Annotated in this window: 22 protein-coding genes and 1 tRNA gene; 5 read left to right on the forward strand and 18 right to left on the reverse strand. The window is 62.9% G+C overall.

The window, feature by feature from the left end; all coding sequences use genetic code 11:
- Window positions 1-251: 251 nt before the first annotated feature.
- The 5 genes from BLQ01_RS07205 (at window position 252) to BLQ01_RS07225 (ending at window position 5,330) form a co-directional block, all read left to right on the forward strand.
- The gene (locus BLQ01_RS07205; protein ID WP_254779273.1) at window positions 252-1,586 is read left to right on the forward strand and encodes a branched-chain amino acid ABC transporter permease; all 1,335 of its coding nucleotides are present in this window, start codon (window positions 252-254) and stop codon (window positions 1,584-1,586) included.
- Between the two features lie 9 nt (window positions 1,587-1,595).
- Window positions 1,596-2,564 (forward strand): branched-chain amino acid ABC transporter permease, encoded by a 969-nt coding sequence (locus tag BLQ01_RS07210; RefSeq protein WP_026542834.1) that lies wholly within the window; start codon window positions 1,596-1,598, stop codon window positions 2,562-2,564.
- Window positions 2,561-3,577, forward strand: coding sequence for an ABC transporter ATP-binding protein (locus tag BLQ01_RS07215; RefSeq protein WP_026547494.1), 1,017 nt, complete (start codon window positions 2,561-2,563; stop codon window positions 3,575-3,577). The genes BLQ01_RS07210 and BLQ01_RS07215 overlap by 4 nt, the downstream gene beginning before the upstream one ends.
- Window positions 3,574-4,347, forward strand: coding sequence for an ABC transporter ATP-binding protein (locus BLQ01_RS07220; RefSeq protein WP_035761224.1), 774 nt, complete (start codon window positions 3,574-3,576; stop codon window positions 4,345-4,347). Before BLQ01_RS07215 ends, BLQ01_RS07220 begins: the two co-directional genes overlap by 4 nt.
- A 98-nt stretch (window positions 4,348-4,445) precedes the next feature.
- The gene (locus BLQ01_RS07225) at window positions 4,446-5,330 is read left to right on the forward strand and encodes a phosphotransferase family protein (protein ID WP_091550822.1); all 885 of its coding nucleotides are present in this window, start codon (window positions 4,446-4,448) and stop codon (window positions 5,328-5,330) included.
- A gap of 98 nt (window positions 5,331-5,428) precedes the next feature.
- Here BLQ01_RS07225 and BLQ01_RS07230 read toward each other — a convergent pair whose 3' ends face one another.
- The 18 genes from BLQ01_RS07230 to BLQ01_RS07315 form a co-directional block, all read right to left on the reverse strand.
- On the reverse strand, window positions 5,429-6,784 hold the full coding sequence (locus tag BLQ01_RS07230) for an ABC transporter substrate-binding protein (protein ID WP_026542837.1): 1,356 nt from the start codon (window positions 6,782-6,784) through the stop codon (window positions 5,429-5,431).
- 221 nt (window positions 6,785-7,005) lie between these two features.
- Window positions 7,006-7,079, reverse strand: a tRNA-Leu gene (locus BLQ01_RS07235).
- Window positions 7,080-7,100: 21 nt separating this feature from the next.
- Window positions 7,101-8,021: an N-acetyltransferase gene (locus BLQ01_RS07240; protein WP_091550823.1), complete on the reverse strand. Its 921-nt coding sequence runs from the start codon at window positions 8,019-8,021 to the stop codon at window positions 7,101-7,103.
- 122 nt (window positions 8,022-8,143) lie between these two features.
- A complete protein-coding gene (locus BLQ01_RS07245; RefSeq protein WP_091550825.1) occupies window positions 8,144-9,598 on the reverse strand; it encodes an NAD(P)/FAD-dependent oxidoreductase in 1,455 nt (484 codons plus the stop codon).
- A gap of 38 nt (window positions 9,599-9,636) precedes the next feature.
- Window positions 9,637-11,028, reverse strand: a complete 1,392-nt coding sequence (locus BLQ01_RS07250) for a S8 family serine peptidase (protein ID WP_091550826.1) — start codon at window positions 11,026-11,028, stop codon at window positions 9,637-9,639.
- Window positions 11,025-11,996, reverse strand: coding sequence for a Ppx/GppA phosphatase family protein (locus tag BLQ01_RS07255; RefSeq protein WP_091550828.1), 972 nt, complete (start codon window positions 11,994-11,996; stop codon window positions 11,025-11,027). Before BLQ01_RS07255 ends, BLQ01_RS07250 begins: the two co-directional genes overlap by 4 nt.
- Window positions 11,993-12,676: a DUF501 domain-containing protein gene (locus tag BLQ01_RS07260; RefSeq protein WP_175493381.1), complete on the reverse strand. Its 684-nt coding sequence runs from the start codon at window positions 12,674-12,676 to the stop codon at window positions 11,993-11,995. Before BLQ01_RS07260 ends, BLQ01_RS07255 begins: the two co-directional genes overlap by 4 nt.
- Before the next feature lie 68 nt (window positions 12,677-12,744).
- The gene (locus tag BLQ01_RS07265; protein ID WP_091550829.1) at window positions 12,745-13,587 is read right to left on the reverse strand and encodes a septum formation initiator family protein; all 843 of its coding nucleotides are present in this window, start codon (window positions 13,585-13,587) and stop codon (window positions 12,745-12,747) included.
- Between the two features lie 165 nt (window positions 13,588-13,752).
- Window positions 13,753-15,033 (reverse strand): phosphopyruvate hydratase, encoded by a 1,281-nt coding sequence (gene eno, locus BLQ01_RS07270; protein ID WP_026542844.1) that lies wholly within the window; start codon window positions 15,031-15,033, stop codon window positions 13,753-13,755.
- Window positions 15,034-15,149: 116 nt separating this feature from the next.
- Entirely contained in the window at window positions 15,150-15,881 is a 732-nt protein-coding gene (locus tag BLQ01_RS07275) for a MazG nucleotide pyrophosphohydrolase domain-containing protein (RefSeq protein WP_091550831.1), read from the reverse strand.
- A complete protein-coding gene (locus BLQ01_RS07280; RefSeq protein ID WP_026542846.1) occupies window positions 15,859-17,001 on the reverse strand; it encodes an adenosine deaminase in 1,143 nt (380 codons plus the stop codon). Before BLQ01_RS07280 ends, BLQ01_RS07275 begins: the two co-directional genes overlap by 23 nt.
- A 72-nt stretch (window positions 17,002-17,073) precedes the next feature.
- Window positions 17,074-17,787 (reverse strand): DedA family protein, encoded by a 714-nt coding sequence (locus BLQ01_RS07285; protein ID WP_254779275.1) that lies wholly within the window; start codon window positions 17,785-17,787, stop codon window positions 17,074-17,076.
- Window positions 17,788-17,962: 175 nt separating this feature from the next.
- Window positions 17,963-18,613: a DedA family protein gene (locus BLQ01_RS07290; protein WP_026542848.1), complete on the reverse strand. Its 651-nt coding sequence runs from the start codon at window positions 18,611-18,613 to the stop codon at window positions 17,963-17,965.
- An 86-nt stretch (window positions 18,614-18,699) separates the two neighbouring features.
- Window positions 18,700-20,010, reverse strand: coding sequence for a thymidine phosphorylase (locus tag BLQ01_RS07295; protein WP_091550832.1), 1,311 nt, complete (start codon window positions 20,008-20,010; stop codon window positions 18,700-18,702).
- Window positions 20,007-20,411 (reverse strand): cytidine deaminase, encoded by a 405-nt coding sequence (locus tag BLQ01_RS07300; protein WP_026542850.1) that lies wholly within the window; start codon window positions 20,409-20,411, stop codon window positions 20,007-20,009. Before BLQ01_RS07300 ends, BLQ01_RS07295 begins: the two co-directional genes overlap by 4 nt.
- 2 nt (window positions 20,412-20,413) lie before the next feature.
- Window positions 20,414-21,703 (reverse strand): ABC transporter permease, encoded by a 1,290-nt coding sequence (locus tag BLQ01_RS07305; RefSeq protein WP_026542851.1) that lies wholly within the window; start codon window positions 21,701-21,703, stop codon window positions 20,414-20,416.
- A complete protein-coding gene (locus BLQ01_RS07310; RefSeq protein ID WP_091550834.1) occupies window positions 21,700-23,070 on the reverse strand; it encodes an ABC transporter permease in 1,371 nt (456 codons plus the stop codon). The genes BLQ01_RS07305 and BLQ01_RS07310 overlap by 4 nt, the downstream gene beginning before the upstream one ends.
- Complete coding sequence (locus tag BLQ01_RS07315) at window positions 23,063-24,580, reverse strand: ABC transporter ATP-binding protein (RefSeq protein ID WP_091551161.1); 1,518 nt, start codon at window positions 24,578-24,580, stop codon at window positions 23,063-23,065. The genes BLQ01_RS07310 and BLQ01_RS07315 overlap by 8 nt, the downstream gene beginning before the upstream one ends.
- Between the last annotated feature and the right edge of the window lie 106 nt (window positions 24,581-24,686).

Below are 24,686 nucleotides of genomic sequence, written 5' to 3' on the forward strand. Positions count from 1 at the left end.
AACAACAAAGGTTTACTTAACTGCAGCTACATCATTAGTTGCCTATAACTTCACAGTTGTTATCCGATCGCGATGTTTGCAACCCCGAACAGGGCATTTATTCCGCTCACCGGGCGGTAACATAGGCCACACATGGGTGACTTAGATCACAATAGAGGCAGCTAGGCAAGAACTGTTCACAAGCCCCATTTACCGTTCGCACCGGCTGCAATGGCGCAGCCGGGACCACCCCCACTGTGGAGGTTTCCATTTTGAGAAGCACACTGCGCGACCCGTCCATCAGACGGTCCAAGGGACTACAGAGAGTGGTAGGGGCATTTTTTGCGTCCCTCATCGCCGCTCTGTTGATCGCCGCCCCCTCGGCACAGGCAACCACCCCTTCGCCTTCGCCGTCACCGACGACATACCAAAACAACATCAGCGGGTTCCTCCGCGACGATGCCCGGGCACCCATACCCGGCGTCAAGATCAAAGCCACCGGCAATGGATTCGAAGGTGACGCCACCTCCGGCGCAAACGGAGCGTGGAACATCGGAGTCCCTGTCCAGGGCACCTACACCATCGAGTTGGACACCTCTACTTTGCCCGAGGGCATCACCCTGGCCGAGGGCCAGGACAATCCCCGTGATGTCACGTTCAGCCAAACCTCCAACCTGTCGGTGATTTTCGCCTTTGGTAAGGGAATCGTGGTCCAGCAGCAGGACTTCGGCCAGAACCTCCTGAACCGCCTCGTCGCAGGCTTGAGCTTCGGCCTCCTGCTTGCCCTTGCCTCCGTTGGCCTGTCGCTGATCTTCGGAACCACGGGCCTGACCAACTTCGCCCACGGCGAGATGGTGACCCTGGGCGCCGTCCTCGTCTTCATGTTCAACGGCTTCGGGCTCCCCTTCTGGCTCGCGATCCTGCTCTCCCTGATAGGTGGCGGCCTCTTCGGCTACGTCCAGGATGCCGGGCTCTGGCGTCCGCTGAGAAAACGTGGTTCGGGCCTGGTTCCCATGATGATCGTCAGCATCGGCCTTGCTTTGGCCATCCGCTACGTCATCCAGTTCTTCTTCGGTGGAGCCACCCAGCAGCTGCCCGGCGCCCAAAGCGCGGAAATCCAACTCGGGCCAGTCTCCATCTCCCCGAACAACCTCTGGTCACTGGTCATTAGTGCGGTGGTCATCGCCCTGATTGGCATCGTCCTGCTCAAGACCCGTCTTGGCAAGGCAACGCGTGCTGTGGCGGACAACCCCGCTTTGGCGGCCGCCTCCGGCATCGACGTCGACTCCGTGATCCGCATCGTCTGGATCGTCGGCGGCGTCCTGGCCTCCCTCGGCGGCATCCTGTGGGCGTACTACCGTCCGGGCGTTACGTTCGATATGGGCTCGCAGATCCTGCTGCTCATCTTCGCCGGTGTGACCCTGGGTGGTTTGGGAACTGTATTCGGCGCCCTGATCGGTTCGATCGTCGTCGGCATCTTTGTGGAACTGACTACCGTGTTCGGCCTTCCCGCCGACCTCAAGTACGTCGGTGCACTCTTCATCATGATCGTTGTTCTTCTGTTCCGACCGCAGGGTATCCTCGGCCGGCGTGAGCGTGTGGGTTAGGAGCGGGCCATGGACTTCGGATTCATTTTCTCCAGCGCCCTTGGCGAGTTATTCAGCCCGACGACGGCGGCGTACGCACTTGCCGCTTTGGGCCTTGCAGTTCACTTCGGCTACTCAGGCCTGTTGAACTTCGGCCAGGCCGGCTTCATGGCCGTTGGCGCCTACGGCTTTGCCATTTCCACCCTGACCTTTGACGCTCCGTTCTTTGTCGCTTTGGTGGTTTCCATCCTGTGCTCGGTGATCTTCGCGTTCATCCTGGGCATTCCCACCCTCCGGCTGAGAGCCGACTACCTGGCTATCGTCACCATCGCAGCCGCGGAAATTGTCCGCTATGTGGTGACCACCAACCAGCTCACCGGCGTTACCGGATCCGCCAACGGGCTGGCAGCCTTTGAAAACACGTTCTATGCCATGAACCCCTTCCCCGAAGGCTCCTACATGGGCATGAACAACCGCGACTTCTTCATCCGCGTGGTTGGCTGGGGATTGGTGATCGTCTGCTGCGTGCTGGTATGGCTCCTGATGCGCAGCCCGTGGGGCCGTGTCCTGAAGGGTATCCGCGAAGACGAGAATGCCGTGCGATCCCTCGGCAAGAACGTCTACGCCTACAAAATGCAGGCACTGATCATCGGCGGTGTGCTGGGCGCTTTGGCGGGCATGATCTTCACGCTCCCCCGCGGCGCCGTCCAACCGTCCAACTACGGCACGGAACTGACGTTCTTCCTGTGGACCTGCCTCCTCCTCGGTGGCATGGCCACGGTGTTGGGGCCGGTCATCGGGGCAATGATCTTCTGGGTAGTCCTGTCGCTGACCCAGAGCCTGCTCTACGGCCTCATCGAATCAGGGGCAGTCACCTGGCTGACAACCGTCCAGGCCGGCCAGTTGCGCTACATCCTGGTGGGCGTGGCGCTGATGCTCCTGATGATCTTCCGCCCGCAAGGCGTCTTCGGCAATAAAAAGGAGCTTGCTTTCGCATGAGTGAGACCAACGAACACAACAGCAACACAGCAAATACAGCAAATACAGACGACATCGACTACATGACCGATTCGCGGCCCATTGCCGTCGGGGAGAACACTCCGGGCTGCAAGAAACGCGATCCCATTGTGGTGGCCGAGGATGTCACGAGGTCCTTTGGTGGCATCAACGCCGTGGACGTCGAATATCTCGAGATCCCGCGGCACAAAATCACCGCTTTGATTGGTCCCAACGGCGCCGGAAAGACCACGCTCTTCAACCTGCTGACCGGCTTCGACACTCCCAATACGGGCAAGTGGCAGTTCGAAGGCAACAGCTTGGCCGGCGTCTCCTCCTACAAGGTGGCGCGCATGGGTATGGTGCGCACTTTCCAGCTGACCAAGGTCATGGGCAAGCTGACCGTCATGGAGAACATGCGGCTCGGGGCAGCGGACCAGCCGGGCGAACGGCTTTCCAAGGCCCTGTTCAAGGGCATGTGGGGTGGACGCGAAAAGGAAATCACGGCCCAAGCCAACCTGCTGTTGGAGAAGTTCAAACTCGATGCCAAGAAGGACGACTACGCTGCGTCCCTCTCGGGCGGCCAGCGGAAACTGTTGGAAATGGCGCGGTCCTTGATGGTCAAACCCAAGCTGGTGATGCTCGATGAGCCCATGGCCGGTGTGAACCCGGCCTTGACTCAATCGCTCCTGGACCACATCAAGAACCTCAAGGCTGAAGGCATGACCGTGCTCTTCGTTGAACACGACATGAACATGGTCCGGCATATTGCCGACTGGGTGGTGGTCATGGCCGAAGGCAAGGTCGTGGCCGAAGGTCCCCCGGGCGAAGTCATGAAGAACCCCGCCGTGATCGACGCTTACCTGGGCGCCCACCACGATGTGGATCTCGGCGACGCGGAAGGCATCAAGGTCCTTGAGGCGGAGCTTGAAGCCGATGAGGAGTCGGTGGTGGGTACCGAAGACGCAGGCATCCTGTCCGAGATCGTTGAAACCAAGAAGGAGGACGGGAAATGAGCAGCAGTGTCAGTGAAATGCCCTCGGCGGCAGCCGCACCGGCAAGCGATTCCGTCGTCAAGGTCACCAATTTGGTGGCCGGGTATATCCCCGGGGTCAATATCCTCAACGGTTGCAGCATTGAGGCCCGCAAGGGTGAGCTGATCGGCATCATCGGCCCCAACGGCGCCGGCAAGTCCACTCTCCTGAAGGCCATGTTCGGCCTGGTTAAGGTCCACTCCGGCACCGTAGTGGTCCGGGGCCAGGACCTCACCGGATTGAAGGCCAACAAGCTGGTGACCCAGGGTGTGGGTTTCGTGCCGCAGACCAACAACGTCTTCGCAGCACTGACCATCGAAGAGAATCTCCAGATGGGCATGTTCCAGCGTCCCAAGGCCTTTGCAGAGCGCTTCGACTTTGTTGCCGGGTTGTTCCCGGAGCTGGCAAAGCGGCGGGCCCAGCGGGCGGGGTCACTTTCCGGTGGCGAACGCCAGATGGTGGCCATGGGCCGGGCTTTGATGATGGACCCGGCAGTACTGCTCCTGGACGAGCCGTCGGCAGGCCTCTCCCCCGTCAAGCAGGACGAAACCTTCCTCCGGGTCCACGAGATCAACCGTGCCGGCGTCTCGGTCATCATGGTGGAACAGAACGCCCGCCGCTGCCTGCAGATCTGCGACCGCGGCTACGTCCTGGACCAGGGCAAGGACGCATATACAGGTACGGGCCGTGAGCTGATGAAGGACCCCAAGGTCATTCAGCTCTACTTGGGCACTTTGGCTGACGAGGTCTAGTTCCAACCACAACGACGCGGGGTCACATCCGGGCCATGTTGGGTCTCCCAACACCCAGGATGTGACCCCGCGTTGCTGTTTGCTGGCATGCTGGACTGATGCCGGAAGGGATCACTGAAAGACAACGGAATGTTCTGACGTCCTGGTTGGGCCCCTACGCGGTGGTGCAGGACCATTCATGGCCGCTCCAGGACACCACAGTGCTGCAGCTGGAGGCAGCCGGCGGAGATCACGTCATGGTGAAGGCAAGCACGGCCAGCCACCATATCCGCCGCGAAATTGCAGCCTATTCCCGTGGGATGCCGGGCCTGGACGGACGGGTCCCGGTCCTGCTGCATGCCTCACCGGAGGCAGGGCTGCTGGTGACCCGCTACCTTCCCGGAACGGTTGTGGCGGGCACACCGTCCGAAAATGAGCCGGAAACGTACCGCCAGGCCGGCTCGATCCTTGCCGCACTGCACCAGCCTGCCGGGACGTCCCACAGTTATGTTCGGGCGTTGAAAACCAAAACCGGCCACATCATCGAGCGCGCAGCCTCGCTGCTCCCCCGGCAGACCCTGGAACATCTCACAGCGGAACTGGAGGGGATCACGCCCGGCCCGGCGGAGTTGGTCACCACCCATGGCGACTACCAGCCCCGGAACTGGTTGAACGACGACGGCGACACTAAAGTCATCGATTTTGGCCGGGCCGACCTCCGCCCCTGGGTCCACGACCTTGTCCGGCTCAGCCATCAGCAGTTCCTGGGGCAGGAACGGCTTTCACAGGCCTTCTACGAAGGATTGGGCAGGGTCATTGAATCCCCGCAGGACAGCAGTCTGTGGAGGCTGGAGAACCTGAACCAGGCCGTTGCCACGGTGGTCTGGGCGCACGGGATCGGTGACGAGGATTTCGAGCAGCAGGGCATCGCCATGGTGGCGAGGGTGCTGGGCCGCGATTTCGCGCCGGAGACGATCCAAGGGTGGCCGACCCGGGACAGTTAGTGAATTGGCGTTTAGTGAATGGGCCTACGAGTTAAGTAGACGGGCCCCCTTCCAACGGGAAGGGGGCCTGTCCTTGGTGCGGTCTGGATCAGAAGCGTTTAGAGCTTGCCGAACTCTTCACGGACCGGCTTGTAGGTGTTGTCATCCTGGTACTCGTAGATACCGATGTACGCCTCGGTGGGGTCACCTGCGTCGGAGAACGTGACAGGACCGGACTGACCGTCGTAGTCAATGTCCTTGCCCTGGCGGAGCAGCGTGACACAAGCAGCAAAGCTGGTGCACTTCTCGCCGCCTTCAGAGACTTCCTTCAGCTTGGCTGCGATCTCGGTACCCTTGGTGCTCTTGGCGGCTTCAGAAGCCAGCGAGATCAGGTTCACGGCGTCGTAGGACTCGCCTGCGTAGCTGTAATCCTTGAGGGCGGGATCGATCGCGAGCAGCTTCTTCTTGAAGTCGTCCTTGGCGAACGTACCGGGAATGGTTCCCTGTGCGCCCTTCATGGTGCCGGCTTGGAAGTCCTTGCTATAGTCCGAGGTATTGCCGTCAACCATGAACAGCTGCGTGGGCTTGATGCCCTTGCCGGTGATCAGGGGGACGATGCTCTTGGCCTGGTCGAAGGTGATCAGGGCGATCGCATCCGGCTTGGCTGCGAGGACCTTGTCCACCTGGCTGCTGAACTGGGAGTCGCCCTCGTTGAAGAGTTCTTCAGCAACAACCTTGCCGCCGGCTGCCTCGAAGGCTTCCTTGACGTTCTTCTGGAGGCCGGTTCCGTAGGCGTCATTCAGGACGATCATGCCAACGGTCTGGGCTCCACAGGTAGCCATGTAGTTGCCCAGGACCTTGCCCTGCAGGACGTCGGAGGGTGCAGTGCGCCAGTAGAGGCCCTTGTCGTCCCACGTGGTGAAGTCAGGCGAGGTGTTCGCAGGCGAGAAGTGGATGACTCCGGCGCCCGTGATCTGGTTGATGACCGTCTTGGAGACGCCTGAGGATGCAGCACCGATGACCGCACTCACGCCCTGGCCCAGGAGGGCCGTGGTGGACTGGGTAGCGATGTCCGTCTTGGTGTCACCGGAGTCGCGGTGGACCACAGATACAGGGGCACCCAGGACGCCGCCGGCGTCGTTTACTTCTTTGATGCCGAGGTTGACGCCGGCAATTTCCGGCGGGCCGAGGAACGCCAGCGACCCCGTCGTCGGCAGGAGCGATCCAAGTTTGAGCGGTGCGTCAGTGGTGGTGGTCGAGGGAGGTACTGGTCCCGTGTTGGTGGCAGCCTGGCTGTTGCCGGCTCCCGCCCCGCCGCTGGGAGCCGGGCAGGAGATGCCTGCGGCTGCGGCAGAAGACGACCCGGTCTGGGTAGGGGTCGAAGACCCACCACAAGCCGTGGCCAAGAGAGCGACCCCAATGCCAAGCGCTGTTAGCTTGGCGGCTCGGGGCGCCGCTGGGGAAAGATCAAACATGCGTTGTCTCCTCGATCGAAAGGTGCGAACTGCCTTTGATGCGATTACTCAGGTGTTCCTGATTAAGACTCAAACTAATGCAATTGCGCGGCGAACATAAGTGATTCAGGTCACATCCCTATAACACTCGTTGCCTGTGGGGAATCTACGAGCCAGCTGGGAATTTCCGCGGAAGACTTCACACGCACGGGGAAGGGAGCATCAGCTCCTACCTTCCGCCGTGCCCCAGGTGGGACTCGAACCCACAACACGCGGATTTTAAGTCCGCTGCCTCTGCCAATTGGGCTACTGGGGCGCCCGGACCATGGTATCCCAGCTACAGCTCATTGAATGGCGCTGCGTAGCGGAAGGTGCCTCCGACGTCGTCGGGCCATTCAGGAAGCGTCAACAACTGGAAGTGATCGCCCCACGCCTCCTCCGGCGGCTGGACGCCCAGGGAGGCGGCCGGCACGTATCCGAAGCGCGGGTAATACAAGGGGCTTCCGAGCAACGCAATCCCTGGCTCTCCGGCCGCCGCGGCCCGGGCAGCGGTCTCACGCATCAAGGCTGAACCGATCCCCCGCTTCTGAAAATGGGGAAGCACGCCGATCGGGCCCAACCCCAACAACTCCAGGTCCCCGATCCAGCCACGGGTGCTGATCGCATGCCCCACGATCTCCCCACCCATTTCGGCGACCACGCTGAACTGCGGCAAGTACTCAGGGCACTCAAACAGCGAACGCAGCAGCCCTACCTCAATCGGCACACCGTCCACGGGCTCGCCGGTCACCGGCGAAATGGAAAAGGCCTGGGCCGTCAGTTCCAGGATCTCGTCACGGTCCCCGGGCCGCTCAGAACGCAGGACCACGCCTTGCGCAAGCAGCCTGAGCACGTCCATGGCCCGGCCGGCATCTGCCGAAGGGACCAGGAGGTGGTCGTGATGGAAACCCGCCAGGACGTTGCAGCTGATGCCCGCATGGGTCAGCGCGGCACTCACGGCAGCCGTGAGTCCCACTGCCTCCAGGGCCGAATGAACCTGAAGCGTGATCCAGGCAGCCACGAAGTCGTAGCTGAGGCCCAAAGCATCGGCTTCGTCCCTGCGCATGACCACCGTAAGGCCCTCGGCCTCGCGGACCGCGGCCTCGATCCCGCCCTCCAGTGGCTTTCCGTGCGGCCAAAGTGCGTAGACGTAGTCACCCTCGCGGGCCACGGGATGGAGGGATTCCAAAAGAGTCTGCAGATCGGTTTCACCGGGCATGAGGACAGTCTAGGGGCGCGGTGCGATGGGGCCGAGGCCACGCGAGGGGTTAAACGCCGACGGCGGCCACTCCCGAAAAGGGGGTGGCCGCCGTCGTGCGTGTACTAGCCGTCGTGCGTGTACTACTTGGCGTCGGCAGTAACCGGGGTCTTGACTTCCTCGGCAGCCGGCTTCGCCTCAGCCGGCGCAGGAGCGGCAGCAGGCTTGGGAGCCGGAGTTGCGGCGGCCACGAAGGCGCCGCGCGGGTTGTCGAGGTCGATCAGCTGCGTGGTGTCGCGGCCGGCGAAGAAGGCCAGGATCCAACCGAAGACCACGCGGAACTTGCGCTCCACCGTGGGCATGGCCATGCCGTGGTAGCCACGGTGTGCCAGCCAGGCCAGGCCGCCCTTGAGGCCGATGCGGCCGAGCAGGTTGATGTTGGCAACACCCTTCCACTCGCCGAAGCCGGCCACAGCGCCAAGGTTCTTGTGCTTGTAGTCGTGCAGCGGCTTGTCCCAGCGGGAAGCCCAAAGGTTCTTGGCGAGCTTCTTTGCCTGGCGGAGTGCGTGCTGGGCGTTGGGGACGCAGGTGCCGTCCGGCAGGCCCTTGCCCGTGAGGTCCGGAACAGCGGCGATGTCGCCGGCGGCCCAGGCGTTCTCCACGATGCCTTCGTCGCCTGCGATGCGCAGGTCAGGGAGGACGCGGACGCGGCCACGCGGTTCCAGCGGGAAGTCGGTGGAGCGGATCATCGGGTTGGCCTGCACGCCGGCAGCCCAAACCAGGGTATCTGCTTCAACTTCGCCGGCGGGGGTCTTGTCCGGGAGGTTGATCAGCTTCAGGTTGCCCTCTGCGCTGTCAAGGGAAGTGTTCAGGAGTACTTCGATGCCACGGCTGCGGAGGTGCTCCACAACCCATTCGGCCTGCGAAGCGGTGACCTCGGGCATGATGCGGCCCATGGCTTCAACCAGGATGAAGCGGACTTCTTCCTGGCGGACGCGCGGGTTGTTACGCACGGCAGCGCGGGCGAGGTCTTCCATTTCGGTGAGGCACTCGATGCCGGCAAAGCCGCCGCCGACCACTACGAAGGTCAATGCCTTGGCGCGTTCTGCGGGGTCGGTCATGGTGGACGCGGCTTCGATGCGCTCGAGCAGCTTGTTGCGCAACGCAACGGCTTCCTCGATGGTCTTCAGGCCAATGCCCTTGTCCGCGAGGCCCTTGATGGGGAAGGTGCGGGTGATGGCGCCGGCGGCGATCACGACGTCGAAGTACGGGATTTCGAAGTTTTCGCCGCCATCGGACGGAGCGATGACCGCGGTCCGTTTGGCGTGGTCGATGCTGGTGACGCGGCCCTGGATGAGCTCAGTCTGCTTCAGGTGCTGACGGTGGGAGACGACGGCGTGGCGTGCCTCGATGTTGCCACCTGCAACTTCCGGGAGGAAGGGCTGGTAGGTCATGTACGGCAGTGGATCTACGACGGTGACGATGCCGCCCGCGTTCGCGATCTTCTTCTGCAGTTTGAGTGCTACGTACAGGCCGACGTAGCCGCCGCCGACGACGAGAACCCGGGGACGGTCAATGAGCTCTGGGGTGGTTGCCATGAGTCCAGAGTACAGCACTTTGTGAAAATCTTCACTAACTACTTCCGGGAGGGTGGATCCACTTTCAAAAGTGCACCCGTTTCGGCCTCCTCGGGCACTGTCGGCGGGTTTTTGGATACCCTCCGCAACTGGATCGCCGCACCGGTCACCAAGGCAAGGAACAAGGCTCCAAAACCAAGCACGACGGCGGCGGGCAAGGCGTCGTCGACCGTCGCCGGAGTCTTCGCGGCCGGTACGGTGGGATCGGCGAGTGTGGGTGCCGCACTGGTGGGACTCGCTACCGGAGCCTGGGACGGCTCGCTGAAATCTCCACGGCGGTGGACCCGGATCCAGTCGGCGATCGAACCCAGCGGGTTACTGCCGGCTGTGGGCACGTCATCCTTCAGGGCCGCATCCGCGTTGAGGATGCCGTAGCCGTAGAGCGGATCCTTTCCCGGAGCTCCTGCGTCCTTGGCCGTGCTGACGATCCTGTTGATGACCTGGTTGGCGCTCATCTCCGGCCACTTGGAACGGATCAGGGCCGCCACGCCGGAGACGATGGGCGCCGCACCGGAGGTACCCGCCCACTCGGCGTAGGAACCCCCCGGGATGCCACCTACAAGTTTCTCAGCCGGAGCGGCAACGCCGATGCTGATTCCCTGGGACGAGGAATCAACGCTGGCGCGCCCCTCGCCATCGAGCCCGGCCACGGTGAGCACGCCGGGGATGGTTGCCGGAGCGCCCACCTGCACATTGCCACCCACACGGTTTCCGGCAGCGGCCACGATCACCACGTCCTTCTGCTCCGCGTACAGGAACGCCGCGTCCCAGCTTTGCGGCCAATCCGGCGATGTACTGCCCAGGGAGATGTTGATGACCTTGGCCCCATTGTCCACGGCCCAGCGCACGGCATCCGGAATCTGCTCCTGGTCCGTTTTCCCGCCCGGGTTGGGTGAGCCAAGCCAGGTGGAGACTGCCAGGATTTCCGCTTCAGGGGCGACGCCGATGATTCCGTCCGGTCCGCCGACCGGTGCCGCGGCGGGTGGCCCGGGCGGTGTGGCCGACGCCGTAGGTGACGGCGAGGCCGTAGGAGTGGTGTGGCCCCGGCCGGCCAACATGGTGGCTACCAGGGTGCCGTGCTCGGTCTTGGCACCAATGCTCTTTTGTCCGTTGGGGGCTCCGGCGCCCGAAACGTCCGTTCCGCCTACTACAGCGCCCTTCAGGTCCGGGTGGCTGCCGTCAATGCCGCTGTCAATGATGGCCACCTTGACTCCGGCTCCCTTGGATACCTGCCATGCGCTGGTGACACCGGAGTCCTTTAGCCAGAACTCCTTGTCGCGCCATGCGTCCGCGCTGGCAGCCGGGGCCGTCAACAACGCACCAGCCAACGCCCCGCCTGCCATGGCGGTAGCCAGGGCAGCGGAGAGAGTGCGGCGGAAACGCAGGGTCATCCGGCGTCCCTGATGCTCAGGGCGATGCCGTCCAGGATGTCGTGCTCACTGGCAACGGCCGCTTCAATCCTGCTGTTGCCGACACTGCCGCTGCAGACACTGGACAGGCGTTCCAGGATACGGCGCCAAACCAAAGCACCGGCTCCTATGACATCCACACGGCCCGGATGCATGTACGGCAAGGCAGCACGTTCATCCCGCGTCATTTCCAACAGGTTGGTGCAAGCATCGCTGATGGTCTCCAGACTCAACGACGCACCATGGATTCGTTCGGGGCGGTATTTGTCCAAGCCCAACGCGTGCGCGGTGACGGTGGTGATTGACCCCGCAACGCCCACCACAGCTGTGGCGCGGTCAAGCGGTACCGCCTGCATGGCCAGGTCCAGTGCGGCGTCGACGTCGGCCTCTGCTGCGGCGATTTGCGCCGCCGTGGGCGGGTCGCTGCGAAGGTGCCGTTCAGTCAGCCTGACGCAGCCGATGTCTACCGAACGTGCCGCTATGACGCCGGTGGAGTCGCCCAGGACAAACTCAGTGCTGCCACCTCCCAGGTCCACTACCAGGATGGGGTCCTCCCCCATGGCCGGCAGGACGCTGCCGGCACCGGCGAAGGACAGCGCAGCTTCCTCGTCGCCGGTGATGACTTCAGGCTCCACTCCCAGGAGATCCCGGATGCCGTCCACAAATACCTGGCGGTTACGGGCATCACGGGTGGCGGACGTGGCTACGAACCGGACACGTCCGGCGCCGTGCACCTTGATGAGTCCGGCGTATTCACGTGCTGCTGCGAACGTTCGTTCCAAGGCCTCCGGAGCCAGCTCACCTGTGGCATCGACTCCTTGGCCCAGGCGAACCACGCGCATTTCACGAACGATGTCCCTCAAGGGGCCCGCCGCGCCGTCTGCTGAAGCATCGGCGATGAGCAGGCGGATGGAGTTGGTTCCGCAGTCGATCGCTGCAACGCGGCTCATGCAGTCCCTTCCTGCGGGCCCGGAGTTTCTGTCTTGGATTGACGCACCGGCGCGGGCCGGCCCACGATCTCCGGCAGTCCCTGGGGCCCGTGGCGGCTCAGGTCCCGGGAGGGAGCCTGGCCGGAAGTGTCCCACGCACCGTCGCAGTAGCAACGGTCCTTGGTCCACCACTCGGCGATGGCGTCCAACGCTTCATCTCCGAGCGGGTTGACACCCGGCCCGGCAGCCAAGGAATGCCCCACCAGTACGTGGAGGCATTTCACGCGGGTGGGCATGCCACCGGCGGAGATTCCGTCAATTTCAGGGACAGCACCTGTCCCGGATCGACCGGCAATGTCGTTGCGCGCCTGCAGGTAGGACTCGTGGGCACCCTGGTAGGCACCTGCGAGGTCCTGGTCAGCGGTCAGTCGGGAGTTCATCTCGTTCATCATCCCGCCGGCTTCCAACCGCGACACCGCGGAAGTGATGACCGGGTGGGTCAGGTAGAACGTGGTGGGGAATGGCGTTCCGTTGCTGAGCCGCGGCGCCGTGGCGGCAACCAACGGATTGCCGCAAACGCACCGTGCAGGGATCTCAACGACGTCCCTGACCGGCCGGCCGAGCTGGCGGCTCAGGACCTCGAGATCGTGTGCTGATGGCCGGCGGGATTCCTGCTGCACGGCTGCCGTGTTCTCTTCCACTTGCGCTGCCACCCTTCCTGCCCTTGGTGCCGTGTCCAGTGCGGACACGACGGCGGTGGGCACCGCGTCTAGTCAGTTGCCGATCGTCTGATTGACTCCCAGAGGGCATCCACCCATGGCAGGTTCTCCGGGTTTGCAGACGATCCGGAGCCGGTGCGGCCTCCTGGCGTGCCGGCGGCTTCTTCTCCCCCAAACACCCAGTAACCTGTTTCACCCGGCATAACCATGTTAATGCGGTCCCGGGCCTGCTGCTTCACGTAGTTGGGATCCTGCCACCGGGAAAGCTGCTTGTTGAGCTCCGTCTGCTCCGCCTTCCGCCCCGCAATTTCGGCTTCCAAGGCCGAAATCTCGGCGCGCTTCTCCAGGAAAACCTTCACAGTGGGGGCCAGCATGATGGTGATGGCAATCATGACCACAGCCAGTGCCAGCATCCTGCCGGAGAACGCCTTTGCCGGAACCGGGTCCAGTTCATGTTCCGCTGCGGCCCTGGCGCCCTGTTTGCCTGAAGACTTGTCCGACGACTTGCCTGAAGTCTTGTCCGCGGCCTTCGAATTGGTCGCTGTGGGCTTCTTGGTGGAGGTCTTTCCGGCCACAGGAGACTTCGGACCGCGGGTTCCGCCACCAGTGGCGGGCGCTTTGGTGGCCCCTGCCGAAGTCGACGTTTTGGCAGTCGTCCGCGCACCACCGAATTCGGCTTTGATGACGTCGCCGCTGCCGGAAACGCCCGTCCGTGCAGCCGCAGCAGGGTCTTTGGGAGCAGTTCCGGGAACGCCGGCGCTGGTCCGGGTTTCGCTGGGACGGGTTTCGCCGGCTGGCGTTCCGCTGGCTGGGCGGGCCGTGGAGGAGGAACGGCCTGCACTGGACCGGCCCAAGGCGTCAGCCCTGGGTACCTTTGGACGACGGGTGGCCATGACACTCCTGTAATGCCCGGTGCTTGCCTGGCGGGTTGCTGCGCTTGCTGGTGTTGACCTGGCCCGCTTCAAACAGAAACTGCGCTAAACAGAAACTGCGTTAAACAGAAACCGGTGGCCATGGTCTTTCCACCATAGCCACCGGTTACGTGTTTTCGCTGAAGGCTAGCCCTTGAAACGCGGGAACGCGCTGCGGCCGGCGTAGCGTGCTGCGTCGTCGAGTTCTTCTTCGATGCGCAGCAGCTGGTTGTACTTGGCAACGCGCTCGGAGCGGGCCGGGGCACCGGTCTTGATCTGGCCCGCGTTGGTGGCAACGGCGATGTCAGCAATGGTGGTGTCCTCGGTTTCGCCGGAGCGGTGCGAGGTGATGGTGGTGTAGCCGGAACGCTGGGCCAGGGAAACGGCGTCGAGCGTCTCGGTCAGGGAGCCGATCTGGTTTACCTTGACCAGCAGGGAGTTGGCCGTAGCCGTCTCGATGCCCTGCTGCAGGCGGACCGGGTTGGTGACGAAGAGGTCATCGCCCACCAGCTGGACCTTGTCACCGATGGTGTCGGTGAGGGTCTTCCAGCCTTCCCAGTCGTTCTCATCCAGCGGGTCTTCAATGGAGACCAGCGGGTAGTCTGCAACGAGTTCAGCGTAGTAGGCGCTCATTTCGGTGGCAGAGAGTGCCTTGCCTTCGAACTGGTAGGCGCCGTCCTTGTAGAACTCGGAGGAGGCAACATCCAGGGCCAGGGCGATGTCCGTGCCCGGGGTGTATCCGGCGTTCTTGATGGCTTCCTGGATGAGGTCCAGAGCAGCGCGGTTGGACGGCAGGTTCGGGGCAAAGCCACCTTCGTCGCCGAGGCCCGTGGAGAGGCCCTTTTCCTGGAGGACAGCCTTGAGGTTGTGGTAAACCTCAACGCCCCAGCGCAGGCCTTCGGAGAAGGTCTCGGCACCGATCGGGGCGATCATGAATTCCTGGATGTCCACATCGGAGTCGGCGTGCGAGCCGCCGTTGAGGATGTTCATCAGCGGAACGGGCAGGACGTGGGCGTTCGGGCCGCCCAGGTACTTGTACAGCGGCAGGTCTGCAGAAGCAGCGGCAGCGTTGGCAACGGCCAGCGAGACACCCAGGATGGCGTTGGCGCCGAGCTTGCCCTTGTTGGGCGTGCCGTCCAGGTCAATCATGGCCTGGTCGATGCTGCGCTGGTCGGTGGCGTCGAAACCAATCAGGGCCGGGGAGATCTCGTCGATAACGGCGTCGACGGCCTTCTGGACACCCTTGCCGAGGTAACGGCCCTTGTCGCCGTCGCGAAGCTCGACAGCCTCGTGCTCGCCGGTGGAGGCACCGGAGGGAACTGCTGCGCGGCCGATCTGGCCGTCGGAGAGCAGAACCTCAACTTCTACGGTCGGGTTTCCGCGGGAATCAAGGATCTCGCGTGCGTGGATGGCATCGATAAGCGCCATGGATGTGCTCCTTATGGGCAAATTACAGGAATGAGGAGGGAAATTCTCAACGTCCTCGTCGCTACTAGCGTAGTCGAGAGTGGCTCAGGTTACGGCACAATTTCCAAAGACCCACGTCATGAAGGCTGTGCCCTGGTGCTCTGGAACGATCGGACAGCGGCACGAAGGGCCCGTTCGGCGTCGAGTCCTTGCTCCCGGGCACCCGCGACAACGGCGAGCAGCAGCTCCCCCAGGGCCTCTTCCGAGGCAGGGATGGCAGGAAGTCCGACGGCGGCCAACGCACCTTGTGGATCGGCCAACCGCGCATCACCATCGAACCCTGAAATGTCCAACCCCGAAACGTCCAACCCTGCGCGGGCTGCCCTATCCAGGGACTTCTGGGCCGCAGCCAAGGCAGGAAGGTGCGGCGGGATGCCCTCGAAGGGATCCTTCCGTTCCGGCTTCTCGGCGCGTTTGGCGGCGTCCCACTTGACGATGATTTCCTCGACGCTGGCCGGGAAAGCATCCCGCAGGGAACCGTCCGCCCTGAACACGTGCTGGTTTCGCCGGACCATCTTGGCGTTGATGCCCCGGGCTACGGCAGCGAAATCAAAGCTGCCGCGCTCCTCGGCGAGCCGGGCGTGAAGCACTACTTGCAGCAGTACATCGCCCAACTCGCCGCGAAGCTCGTCGTCAACAGCGCCGGCTTCGATCGAGTCCACTACTTCGTAGGCTTCCTCAATCAGGTATTCCACCAGCGACTCGTGCGTCAGCGCACCCATCCAGGGGCAGTGCTCACGAAGTGCTGCGATCGTCCGGATGAGCTCTTCGAGCTCGTTGGAGTCCTTAGCCGAGGTTGGCGTAGGCATCGTTGATGTACTCAACCAGGGCTTCACGCTCGTCCAACGGCAGGAAGGCAGCCTCGGCAGCATTGAGCGTCAGTTCGAGGAGATCATCGAGGTCGTAGTCGAAGGTCTCCACCAGGAGCTCCAACTCATCGGTCAGGGTGACCCCGCTCATGAGGCGGTTGTCGGTGTTGATGGTGACATTGAAACCGAGCTGGAAAAGCATGTCCACCGGGTGGCTCTCGATGCCATCACCAAAACCGGAAATGGCGCCGGTCTGCAGGTTGGAGGAAGGGCAGATTTCCAAGGCAATGCCGCGGTCGCGGACCCAGGCGGCAATGCTGCCAATGGTCACCATGCCAACGGTATCCTCGCCGTCGTCGTCGGAGTTGTCTTCGAACTCCACCGAGATGTCCTCGGCGATCCGGACACCATGGCCCAGGCGCAAAGCGCGGCCGTCAACCAGCGCGGACTGGATGCTGTCCAAACCTGCTGCTTCGCCGGCATGGACGGTGGCCGGGAAGTTGTTTTCGGCGAGGTAAGTGAAGGCGTCCTTGAAACGGGACGGCAGGAAGCCGTCCTCGGCGCCGGCAATATCAAAACCAACAGCACCGTTGGCACGGTGGCGGACGGCGAGCTCGGCGATTTCCTGGCCACGGTCGGCGTGGCGCATGGCGGTGATGAGCTGGCCCACCTGGATCTGCCGGCCGCGTTCGTCAGCGGCGTCAACACCGGCTTCGAGACCGGTCTGGACGGCCTCAACAACCTCGTCCAGGGTCAGGCCCTTCTGCAAATGCTGTTCCGGCGCCCAGCGGACTTCACCGTAGACCACGCCGTCCTCGGCAAGGTCTTCGACGAACTCCTTGGCGACCCTGAACAGGCCTTCCTTGGTCTGCATGACGGCAATGGTGTGGTCGAACGTTTCGAGGTAACGGACCAGGGATCCGGAGTCGGCTGATTCGCGGAACCATTCGCCCAGCGCGACGGGGTCGGTGGAGGGCAGGGTGTGGCCGACCTCCGCAGCGAGCTCAATGATGGTGGCGGGTCGGAGGCCTCCGTCCAGGTGGTCGTGGAGGGAAACCTTGGGCAGGCTCTTCAGGTCGAAGTCAAGGGCAGGGGCGGCGTCAAGTATGGGCTCAGTCACGTACTAAGACTAGTCCCCACCGGGCCTTGGCCAGTACTGCTCTTTACCTGCTCTTATACCTGCCGGCCACAACTAGCTGGCCGGCTTGGAGAGGTCGACGCCGGCGACAGCCTTTTCGGTGGGACCGGAAACAGGACCGGCAACCGGTGATTCGGCACCGGCAGCAGTTTCCTTGGCCAGGTCCTTCTTTTCAAGGTACTTGTGCCACCAGCGCAGGGCGTGGTCCACCACGATGCCCAAAATTACGGCGAAGGCGACTGCGATGCCGACTCCAAGGAGCGGGTTGTTATGCACCCATTGACCGGCAAGGAGGCCGATGCCAATCGAGTAGGCAACCCAGGTGACGCAGGCGAAGGCGTCCAGCCAGAAGAAGGTCCGGTGGCGGAACCCGGTCTGCCCGGCAACGTAGTTCACCGCGACCCTTCCCCAAGGGATGTACCGGGCCGTGAAAATGAGGACTGCGCCGCGCTTGTCGAGCTCATACTGTGCCCAGGCAAACATTTTCTGGACCTTGGGCCTGCGCATCCACTTCCAGCGGGTGAGACCAATTTTCCGGCCCAGCATGTAGGCCATGTTGTCACCGGCCATGGCACCTACCAGTGCGGTTGCGCCCAGGATCCAGAGGTTGGGTTCTCCGCTGTGAAGGGACAGCGCCGAGAGGCCCACAATGGCTGTTTCGCTGGGCAGGATGGTGGCAAATCCGTCAATGAAAAAGAAGACCAGGAGTACCGGGTATATCCATGGCTGCCCGGCTGCATGCTCGAGCATTTGGTTCAAAAACTCCACGCGGCGGTAGCTCCTAGGCGAATATGACTTGACACTGTGACGGAAGTCGCTCTTAGTGTCCCATGGCCGGGACGTCGTTCGCTACGCCCCAGCCTCGGGATCACACGCTTAACGCTATAGCTGCCGGGATGGTGCCGTCGTCAACCGCGGGGCTGATCTTCCGGGGCTCCCGGCGTCATACCGTGGGTGGAGCCGGGGCGTCTTCGCCGGGTATGTTCTTACCGTCCAAAGGCACCGATCCCCGGACCTTGCTGATGATCCGATCAATGATGATGCCCAGGATGACGGCCACCACGATCGCTATGACGGCACCCAGAAGGTGGTTGTCCTCGAACCAGACTCCAAAGAAGTAGCCAAGGATCACCGAATACGTGGCCCACAGGACAGCGGACATGGCCGTCAGTGCAACAAAGCGCCGATGGTGGAAATGCGTGGCGCCTGCCGTCAGGTTGACGGCCACCCTGCCGATGGGGATGAACCGGGCCACCATGATCAGCGAGGCAGACCGGCGTCGAAGTTCCTTCCCGGCCCAGCGGAAGGCGCCTTGCATCCGCTGGGTACGCATCCAACGCCAACGCTGGATGCCGATGCGCCGGCCGATGATGTACGCGATGTTGTCCCCGGAAAAGGCGCCAATGGCAGCCATCAATCCCAGCAGCCATACATTGGGCAAGCCGCTGCTTCCGGAAACCGCGCTGAGGCCTACCACGACCGACTCACTCGGGATGGGCGGGAAGAAGCCATCAATGACGCAGCAAGCCAGCACCAGGAACAACACCCATGGCTGCCCGGCCGCGGCGAGGATGAAATCGTTGATGGCCTGCACGGTTTCCTTAAGGTAGCCGGCTCCCAATGGCGCCGGATGACTGGTGTTCCGGGCTGCTCTTGGCGAACAACCCGGAACACTTAAGCCTAGGCGATGCGGTCGATGATGAGCTGGTGCGCCGGGCGTGAACCCTCCGGTGCAATCACCACGGCTTCCTGGAGCGCTTCCTTTGCCCGCTCGAATTTCTCAGGGGTGTCCGTCAGGAGCGTCATGAGCGGCTCACCCGCACGGACCAAGGCGCCGGGCTTGGCGTGCAGCCGCACACCGGCCCCTGCCTGGACCTGGTCTTCCTTGCGGGCCCGCCCGGCACCGAGGCGCCAAGCGGCCACACCTACAGACAGCGCATCCAGTTCCATCAGTACACCGTCCGCAGGAGCATAGACAACCTCGGATTCCTTTGCCACCGGAAGGGCGGCACGCGGGTCGCCACCCTGCGCTTGGATCATCCGGTTCCAGACGTCCATGGCACGGCCGTCCTTCAAGGCGGCCGCGGGGTCGGCGTCGTGGATCCCGGCACCGGCCAGCATCTCCTCGGCCAACCGGACAGTCAACTCGACGACGTCTTCCGGACCGCCGCCGGCAAGGACCTCCACGGATTCCTCGACTTCGATCGCATTTCCGGCGGTCAACCCCAGGGGCGTGGACATATCCGTGATCAGCGCAACGGTATGTACGCCGGCGTCCTTGCCCAGGGCCACCATGGTCTCTGCCAGTTCGCGGGCCCGCGCTTCGTCCTTCATGAACGCGCCCGAACCCACCTTGACGTCCAGCACCAGGGAGCCCGTTCCTTCAGCGATCTTCTTGCTCATGATCGAAGAAGCAATCAGCGGGATGGCTTCCACTGTGCCCGTGACGTCACGCAAGGCATAGAGCTTCTTATCCGCCGGGGCGAGCCCGGAGCCCGCGGCGCAAATGACAGCGCCAACGTCCTGGAGTTGGGCCATGATTTGGTCGTTGCTGAGGTTGGCCCTCCACCCGGGGATGGCCTCGAGCTTGTCCAGGGTTCCGCCGGTGTGGCCGAGTCCGCGGCCCGAAAGCTGCGGAACGGCGACGCCGAACACGGCCACCAGCGGTGCCAGCGGCAGCGTGATCTTGTCCCCGACTCCCCCGGTGGAGTGCTTGTCGCTGGTAGCCTTCCGGCCGCCGTCGGGCCTTGTCAGGGACGAAAAGTCCATCCGCTCCCCCGAGGCGATCATGGCCGAAGTCCACCGCGAGATCTCTGAGCGGTCCATTCCGTTCAGCAGGATGGCCATGTTCAGCGCAGCCATCTGTTCCTCGGCAATCACACCGCGGGTGTAGGCATCAATGGTCCAGTCGATCTGCTCAGGCGTGAGCGTGCCCTTGTCCCGCTTAATGGAAATGATCTGGACGGCGTCGAACGCTTCAGTGCTGGTCACGTGGTTTCCTCCAGGTGTTCGGGACCAAAGGCGTCAGGCAGCACCTGGTCCATGGATTTGATTCCCTGAGTTGTCATGAGCTGCATTCCGGGCGCCCTGAATTCGTAGAGCAACTGCCGGCAACGCCCGCAGGGCATGAGGATGTTGCCTTGGCCATCCACGCAGTAGAACGCGGCGATCCTGCCGCCCCCGGTCATGTGGAGCTGGCCCACCAGGGCACATTCGGCGCAGAGGGTCAGGCCATAGCTGGCATTCTCCACGTTGCAACCACTGATGATCCGGCCGTCCTCGGTAAGGGCCGCAGCCCCCACCGGGAACTTCGAATACGGGGCGTAGGCGTTGAGCATGGCCTGCTTGGCAGCAACTTCCAGTGCCTGCCAGTCAATGTCATTCGCAGGCATCGTCAACCCTTCACGTACGGTATGCCGCTGGCCGCCGGTCCACGTGACTTACCCACCAAACCGGCGACGGCGAAGATGGTCACCAGATACGGCAGCATGGCCATGAACTGGCTGGGAACCGGAGTACCAATGATGCCCAGGATGGACTGCAGGTTGTACGCGAAGCCGAACAGGAGCGATGCCAGGAAGGCGCCGATCGGGTTCCACCGGCCAAAGATCAACGCTGCCAGGGCGATGAAGCCACGGCCGCCGGAGATGTCCTTGGTGAAGGAGTCGATGGTCACCAGGGTGAACACCGCGCCGCCGATACCGGCGATGGCACCACCCAAAGTGACGTTCCAGAAACGGGTGGCGTTGACGTTGATGCCCAGGGTGTCGGCAGCCTGCGGGTGCTCGCCGACAGCGCGGACACGCAGGCCCCACCGGGTCTTGAACAGGCCGAACCACACCACAGCCACAGCCACGTACATGAGGTAGCCCGCGATGGATTGCTCAAAGAGGATGGGACCAATGATGGGGATGTCCGAGAGCAGCGGGATCGGCAGGATATCAAGCCGCCCCGGGGTGTTGAACTGCTCCTTGTTGGGCACCATCAAAGTGCCGTAGAGGAAGCCGGTCAGACCCGACACGAGGACGTTGAGGACAACGCCCACGATGATCTGGTTGACCAGGTACTTGATGCTGAAGACCGCCAGGACCATGGATACAGCGGCACCGGCAGCAGCGGCTGCAATGAGGCCGATGTACGGGCTGCCAGTCATCGTGGCCACCAGGGCAGCAGTGAATGCGCCACCCAGGAGCTGGCCCTCGATGGCGATGTTTACTACGCCTACACGCTCACAAAGCACGCCTGAGAGCGAACCAAAGACCAGCGGCACTGCCAGGGTCACCGAGCCGGCTACCAGGCCGGCCAGTGAAATGGAGGGCTGCCGTGCCCCTGCCACGATCCAGACAAGCAACGCGAACACAAAAACCACGGCAAACACGATCGGAAGCCACTTCGGTGAGCGTTCCCCCTGCGTCCAGAGGTAGATGGAATAGGCGGCCATGGCCAGGAGCAGGATGCCAAAGACCACACCGCCCACCTGCCCGGGAATCATAAGGGCGGGAACGGCGACGGCGTCACCGGCGTCGCTGATCTTCATTTCGGCGGTCTGGTCCGGGCCCAGGAAGCCGAAGAACACCAGGGCTATGAGGGCAAGGATGCCGAGGGAGAGCGGGACTTTCATGGATGGCCGGAAGGCCGGCAGGGCCGTTGATCCCGACGTCGGAGCGGTGGTTGTCGCGCTCATTTGGCACCTCCGGAGGCGTTGACGAGGGCAGCCTTGGGAGCCGCTTTCGGTGTCTTGTTCTTCTTCTTTTGCTCAAGCCGGAAAATCGACCTGATCAGCGGGGGTGCCGCGATGAAGAGAACGATCAGGGACTGGACCACCAACACGATGTCGATGGGCGTCCCCGTCTGGATCTGCATCTGCACGGCCCCTGCACGGAAAGCTCCAAACAGCAGGCCGGCAAAGAACGTCCCCCAGGGCGTGCTCCGTCCCAGCAGTGCAACGGTGATGGAGTCAAAACCGATCTGGGCGGCGACGCCGCCGGTCAGCACTTTCTCGGTGCCGGCCACTTGGGCAACTCCGCCAAATGCGGCGAGGGCGCCGGCCATGGCCATCACCAGGATGGTGGCGCGGGGTACGTTGACACCGGCTGTCCGGGCTGCGATGGGGTTGGCCCCCACTGCCCGGAACTCGAAGCCGATGGTGGAACGGTTCAGCAACCACCACACGCCAAAGGTCAGTGCGATGGCCACCAGGAACCCAAGGTGCAGCCGGGATCCCGGGATGAGCACCGGATATGTCGCCGACTCATCCAGGCGCGGCGAGATGGGGCTGCTGTCCCCTGGACGGCGGAAGGCAGCTGTATTGAGGAGGAAGTCCAACAGGAACAGCGCCACGTAGTTCAGCATGATGGTCACGATGACCTCATGCGCCCCGGTCCGGGCTTTGAGGATGCCGACGATCCCGCCCCACACGGCGCCACCCAGGACACCCATGATGATGACCACCAGCAGGTGCAGGCCGAACGGCAGGTGCCAGGTGAAACCGACATAGGCCGCCAGCGTGGCACTGATGATGATCTGGCCTTGCGCACCAATGTTGAACAGCCCTGCACGGAAGGCCAGGGCCACTCCAAGGCCGGCGCAGATCAGGGGCGTTGCCACGGTCATGGTCTCGAGCAAGGGCTTGAATCCCTCACGTGCGCTGAAGACGGAGCCTTGGAAGAGCGCAACGTAGCTCTCGGTCATGGCCGCCCACAACGCATTGAGGAAGTCCGTGGGCCGGGCAAAGAGATAACCTGCGGTTTTGGCTACCTGGGTATCGGTGCTGGCGATCAACAGGCCGCCCAGGAACAGGGCAACCAGGACCGCCAGGACAGAGACAAAACCGTTGCCCATGACGATCCGGCGCAGGACGCTGCCCTGCTGGTGGCCAGGGTCCCCGCTTTGGGATGAAACAGGAACAATGGAGGGTTCCAGCGTTCCTCCTGCGGTGTCCAGGGAGACCTCCGCCGCGCGGAGATCCGTTGAGGACTGGTCCACTGCGGACTGGTCCGCTGAAGATCCAGTGGGTGTTTGCTCGTTGTTGGACTGATCGTTCTCAGTCATCGGAGCCTCCTTCAGGGCCGACTCCGGCCATCATCAATCCGAGCGTGTCCCGTGACGTCCCGCCGGGGACAATACCGACGAGCTTGCCCTTGTACAGCACGGCAATCCGGTCTGCGAGTTCAATGACTTCATCGAGCTCGGTGGAAACAATCATGACCGGTGTTCCAACATCGCGTTCGGCAACGATCCGTTTGTGCAGGAATTCGATGGAACCGACGTCCACGCCGCGTGTGGGCTGGCTGGCAATAAACAACCGCAGGGGCCGGGATAGCTCCCTGGCCATGACCACTTTTTGCTGGTTGCCGCCGGACAATGTTCCGGCAGCCGAGGCCGCGGAGGGCGTCCGGATGTCGAACTCCTCGATTTTGGTCTTTGCGTGCTCGGAGACCTTTGCAGGTTTCATGCTGATACCGCTGGCAAACGGTGCTTGGTCATAGAGGTCCAGGACCAGGTTCTCAGCTACGGAGAAGGGACCAACCAGCCCGTCCACCGAGCGGTCCTCGGGCACGAACCCAACGCCGGAGCGCAGGACTTCCTTGACGGAAAGCCCCAGCAGCTCCTTGCCATCCAGCGTCACCGAACCAGTGACATGGTCCTGGATTCCGAGGATCGCTTCGGTGAGCTCCGTCTGGCCGTTGCCTTGTACACCGGCGACGGCGAGGATCTCGCCTTGGGCGATTCCGAAGCTGATCCCGTCCACCACGTTGGTGCCGTTGGCTGCCCGGACCGTCAGGTTCTCCACGACGAACGTGGTGTCCTTCGGTTGCGCCGGGGCCTTGTTCAGGCTCAAGCTGACGGGACGGCCCACCATCATCGATGCCAGTTCAGTGGCCGATGCCGTAGGAGGTGCATCGCCCACCACTTTGCCGCGGCGGACCACGGTAATGACGTCGGAGACAGCTTTCACTTCCCGCAGCTTGTGCGAAATGAACACAATGGAGGTGCCGCCGGCCTTGAGCTGGCGCATGATGTCCAGGAGTTCATCGGTTTCCTGGGGTGTCAGCACAGCCGTGGGTTCGTCCAGGATCAGGACTTTGGCTTCGCGGACCAGCGCCTTGATGATTTCGACGCGCTGCTGGACGCCCACGGGGAGGTCCTCCACGAGGGCGTCGGGATCGACGTCGAAGCCGTATTGATCGGAAATCTCCCGGATTTTCTTCCGGGTTTCTTCCATGCTCAGCACACCGCCAAAAGTGGTGGGTTCTGCGCCGAGCGCCACGTTTTCTGCCACCGTGAAAACGGGAACCAGCATGAAGTGCTGGTGCACCATGCCAATACCTGCTGCCATGGCGTCGCCAGGTCCACGGAAGTTGACCGGTTGGTCATCCACCAGGATCTGGCCTGCTGTGGGCTCATACAGCCCGTACAGCACGTTCATCAGGGTTGATTTACCGGCACCATTTTCGCCCAGGAGGCAATGGATCTGGCCGGATTCGACGACGAGGTCGATGTCTTGGTTGGCGTAGAAGGTCCCGAAGGCTTTCGAGATCCCCTTCAATTCGAGTTTCACAACTCCCACCGTTCTGTGAGTCCGAGGGACAGCTGTACTGCTCCAAAGCCACTGGCTTTGAGGCCCAGCGTAGTCAGGGCAAAAACGCGCCGCCAGTACCGGGGCT

The sequence above is a fragment of the Arthrobacter sp. UNCCL28 genome (assembly GCF_900102805.1).
Lineage (GTDB): Bacteria > Actinomycetota > Actinomycetes > Actinomycetales > Micrococcaceae > Arthrobacter > Arthrobacter nicotinovorans_A.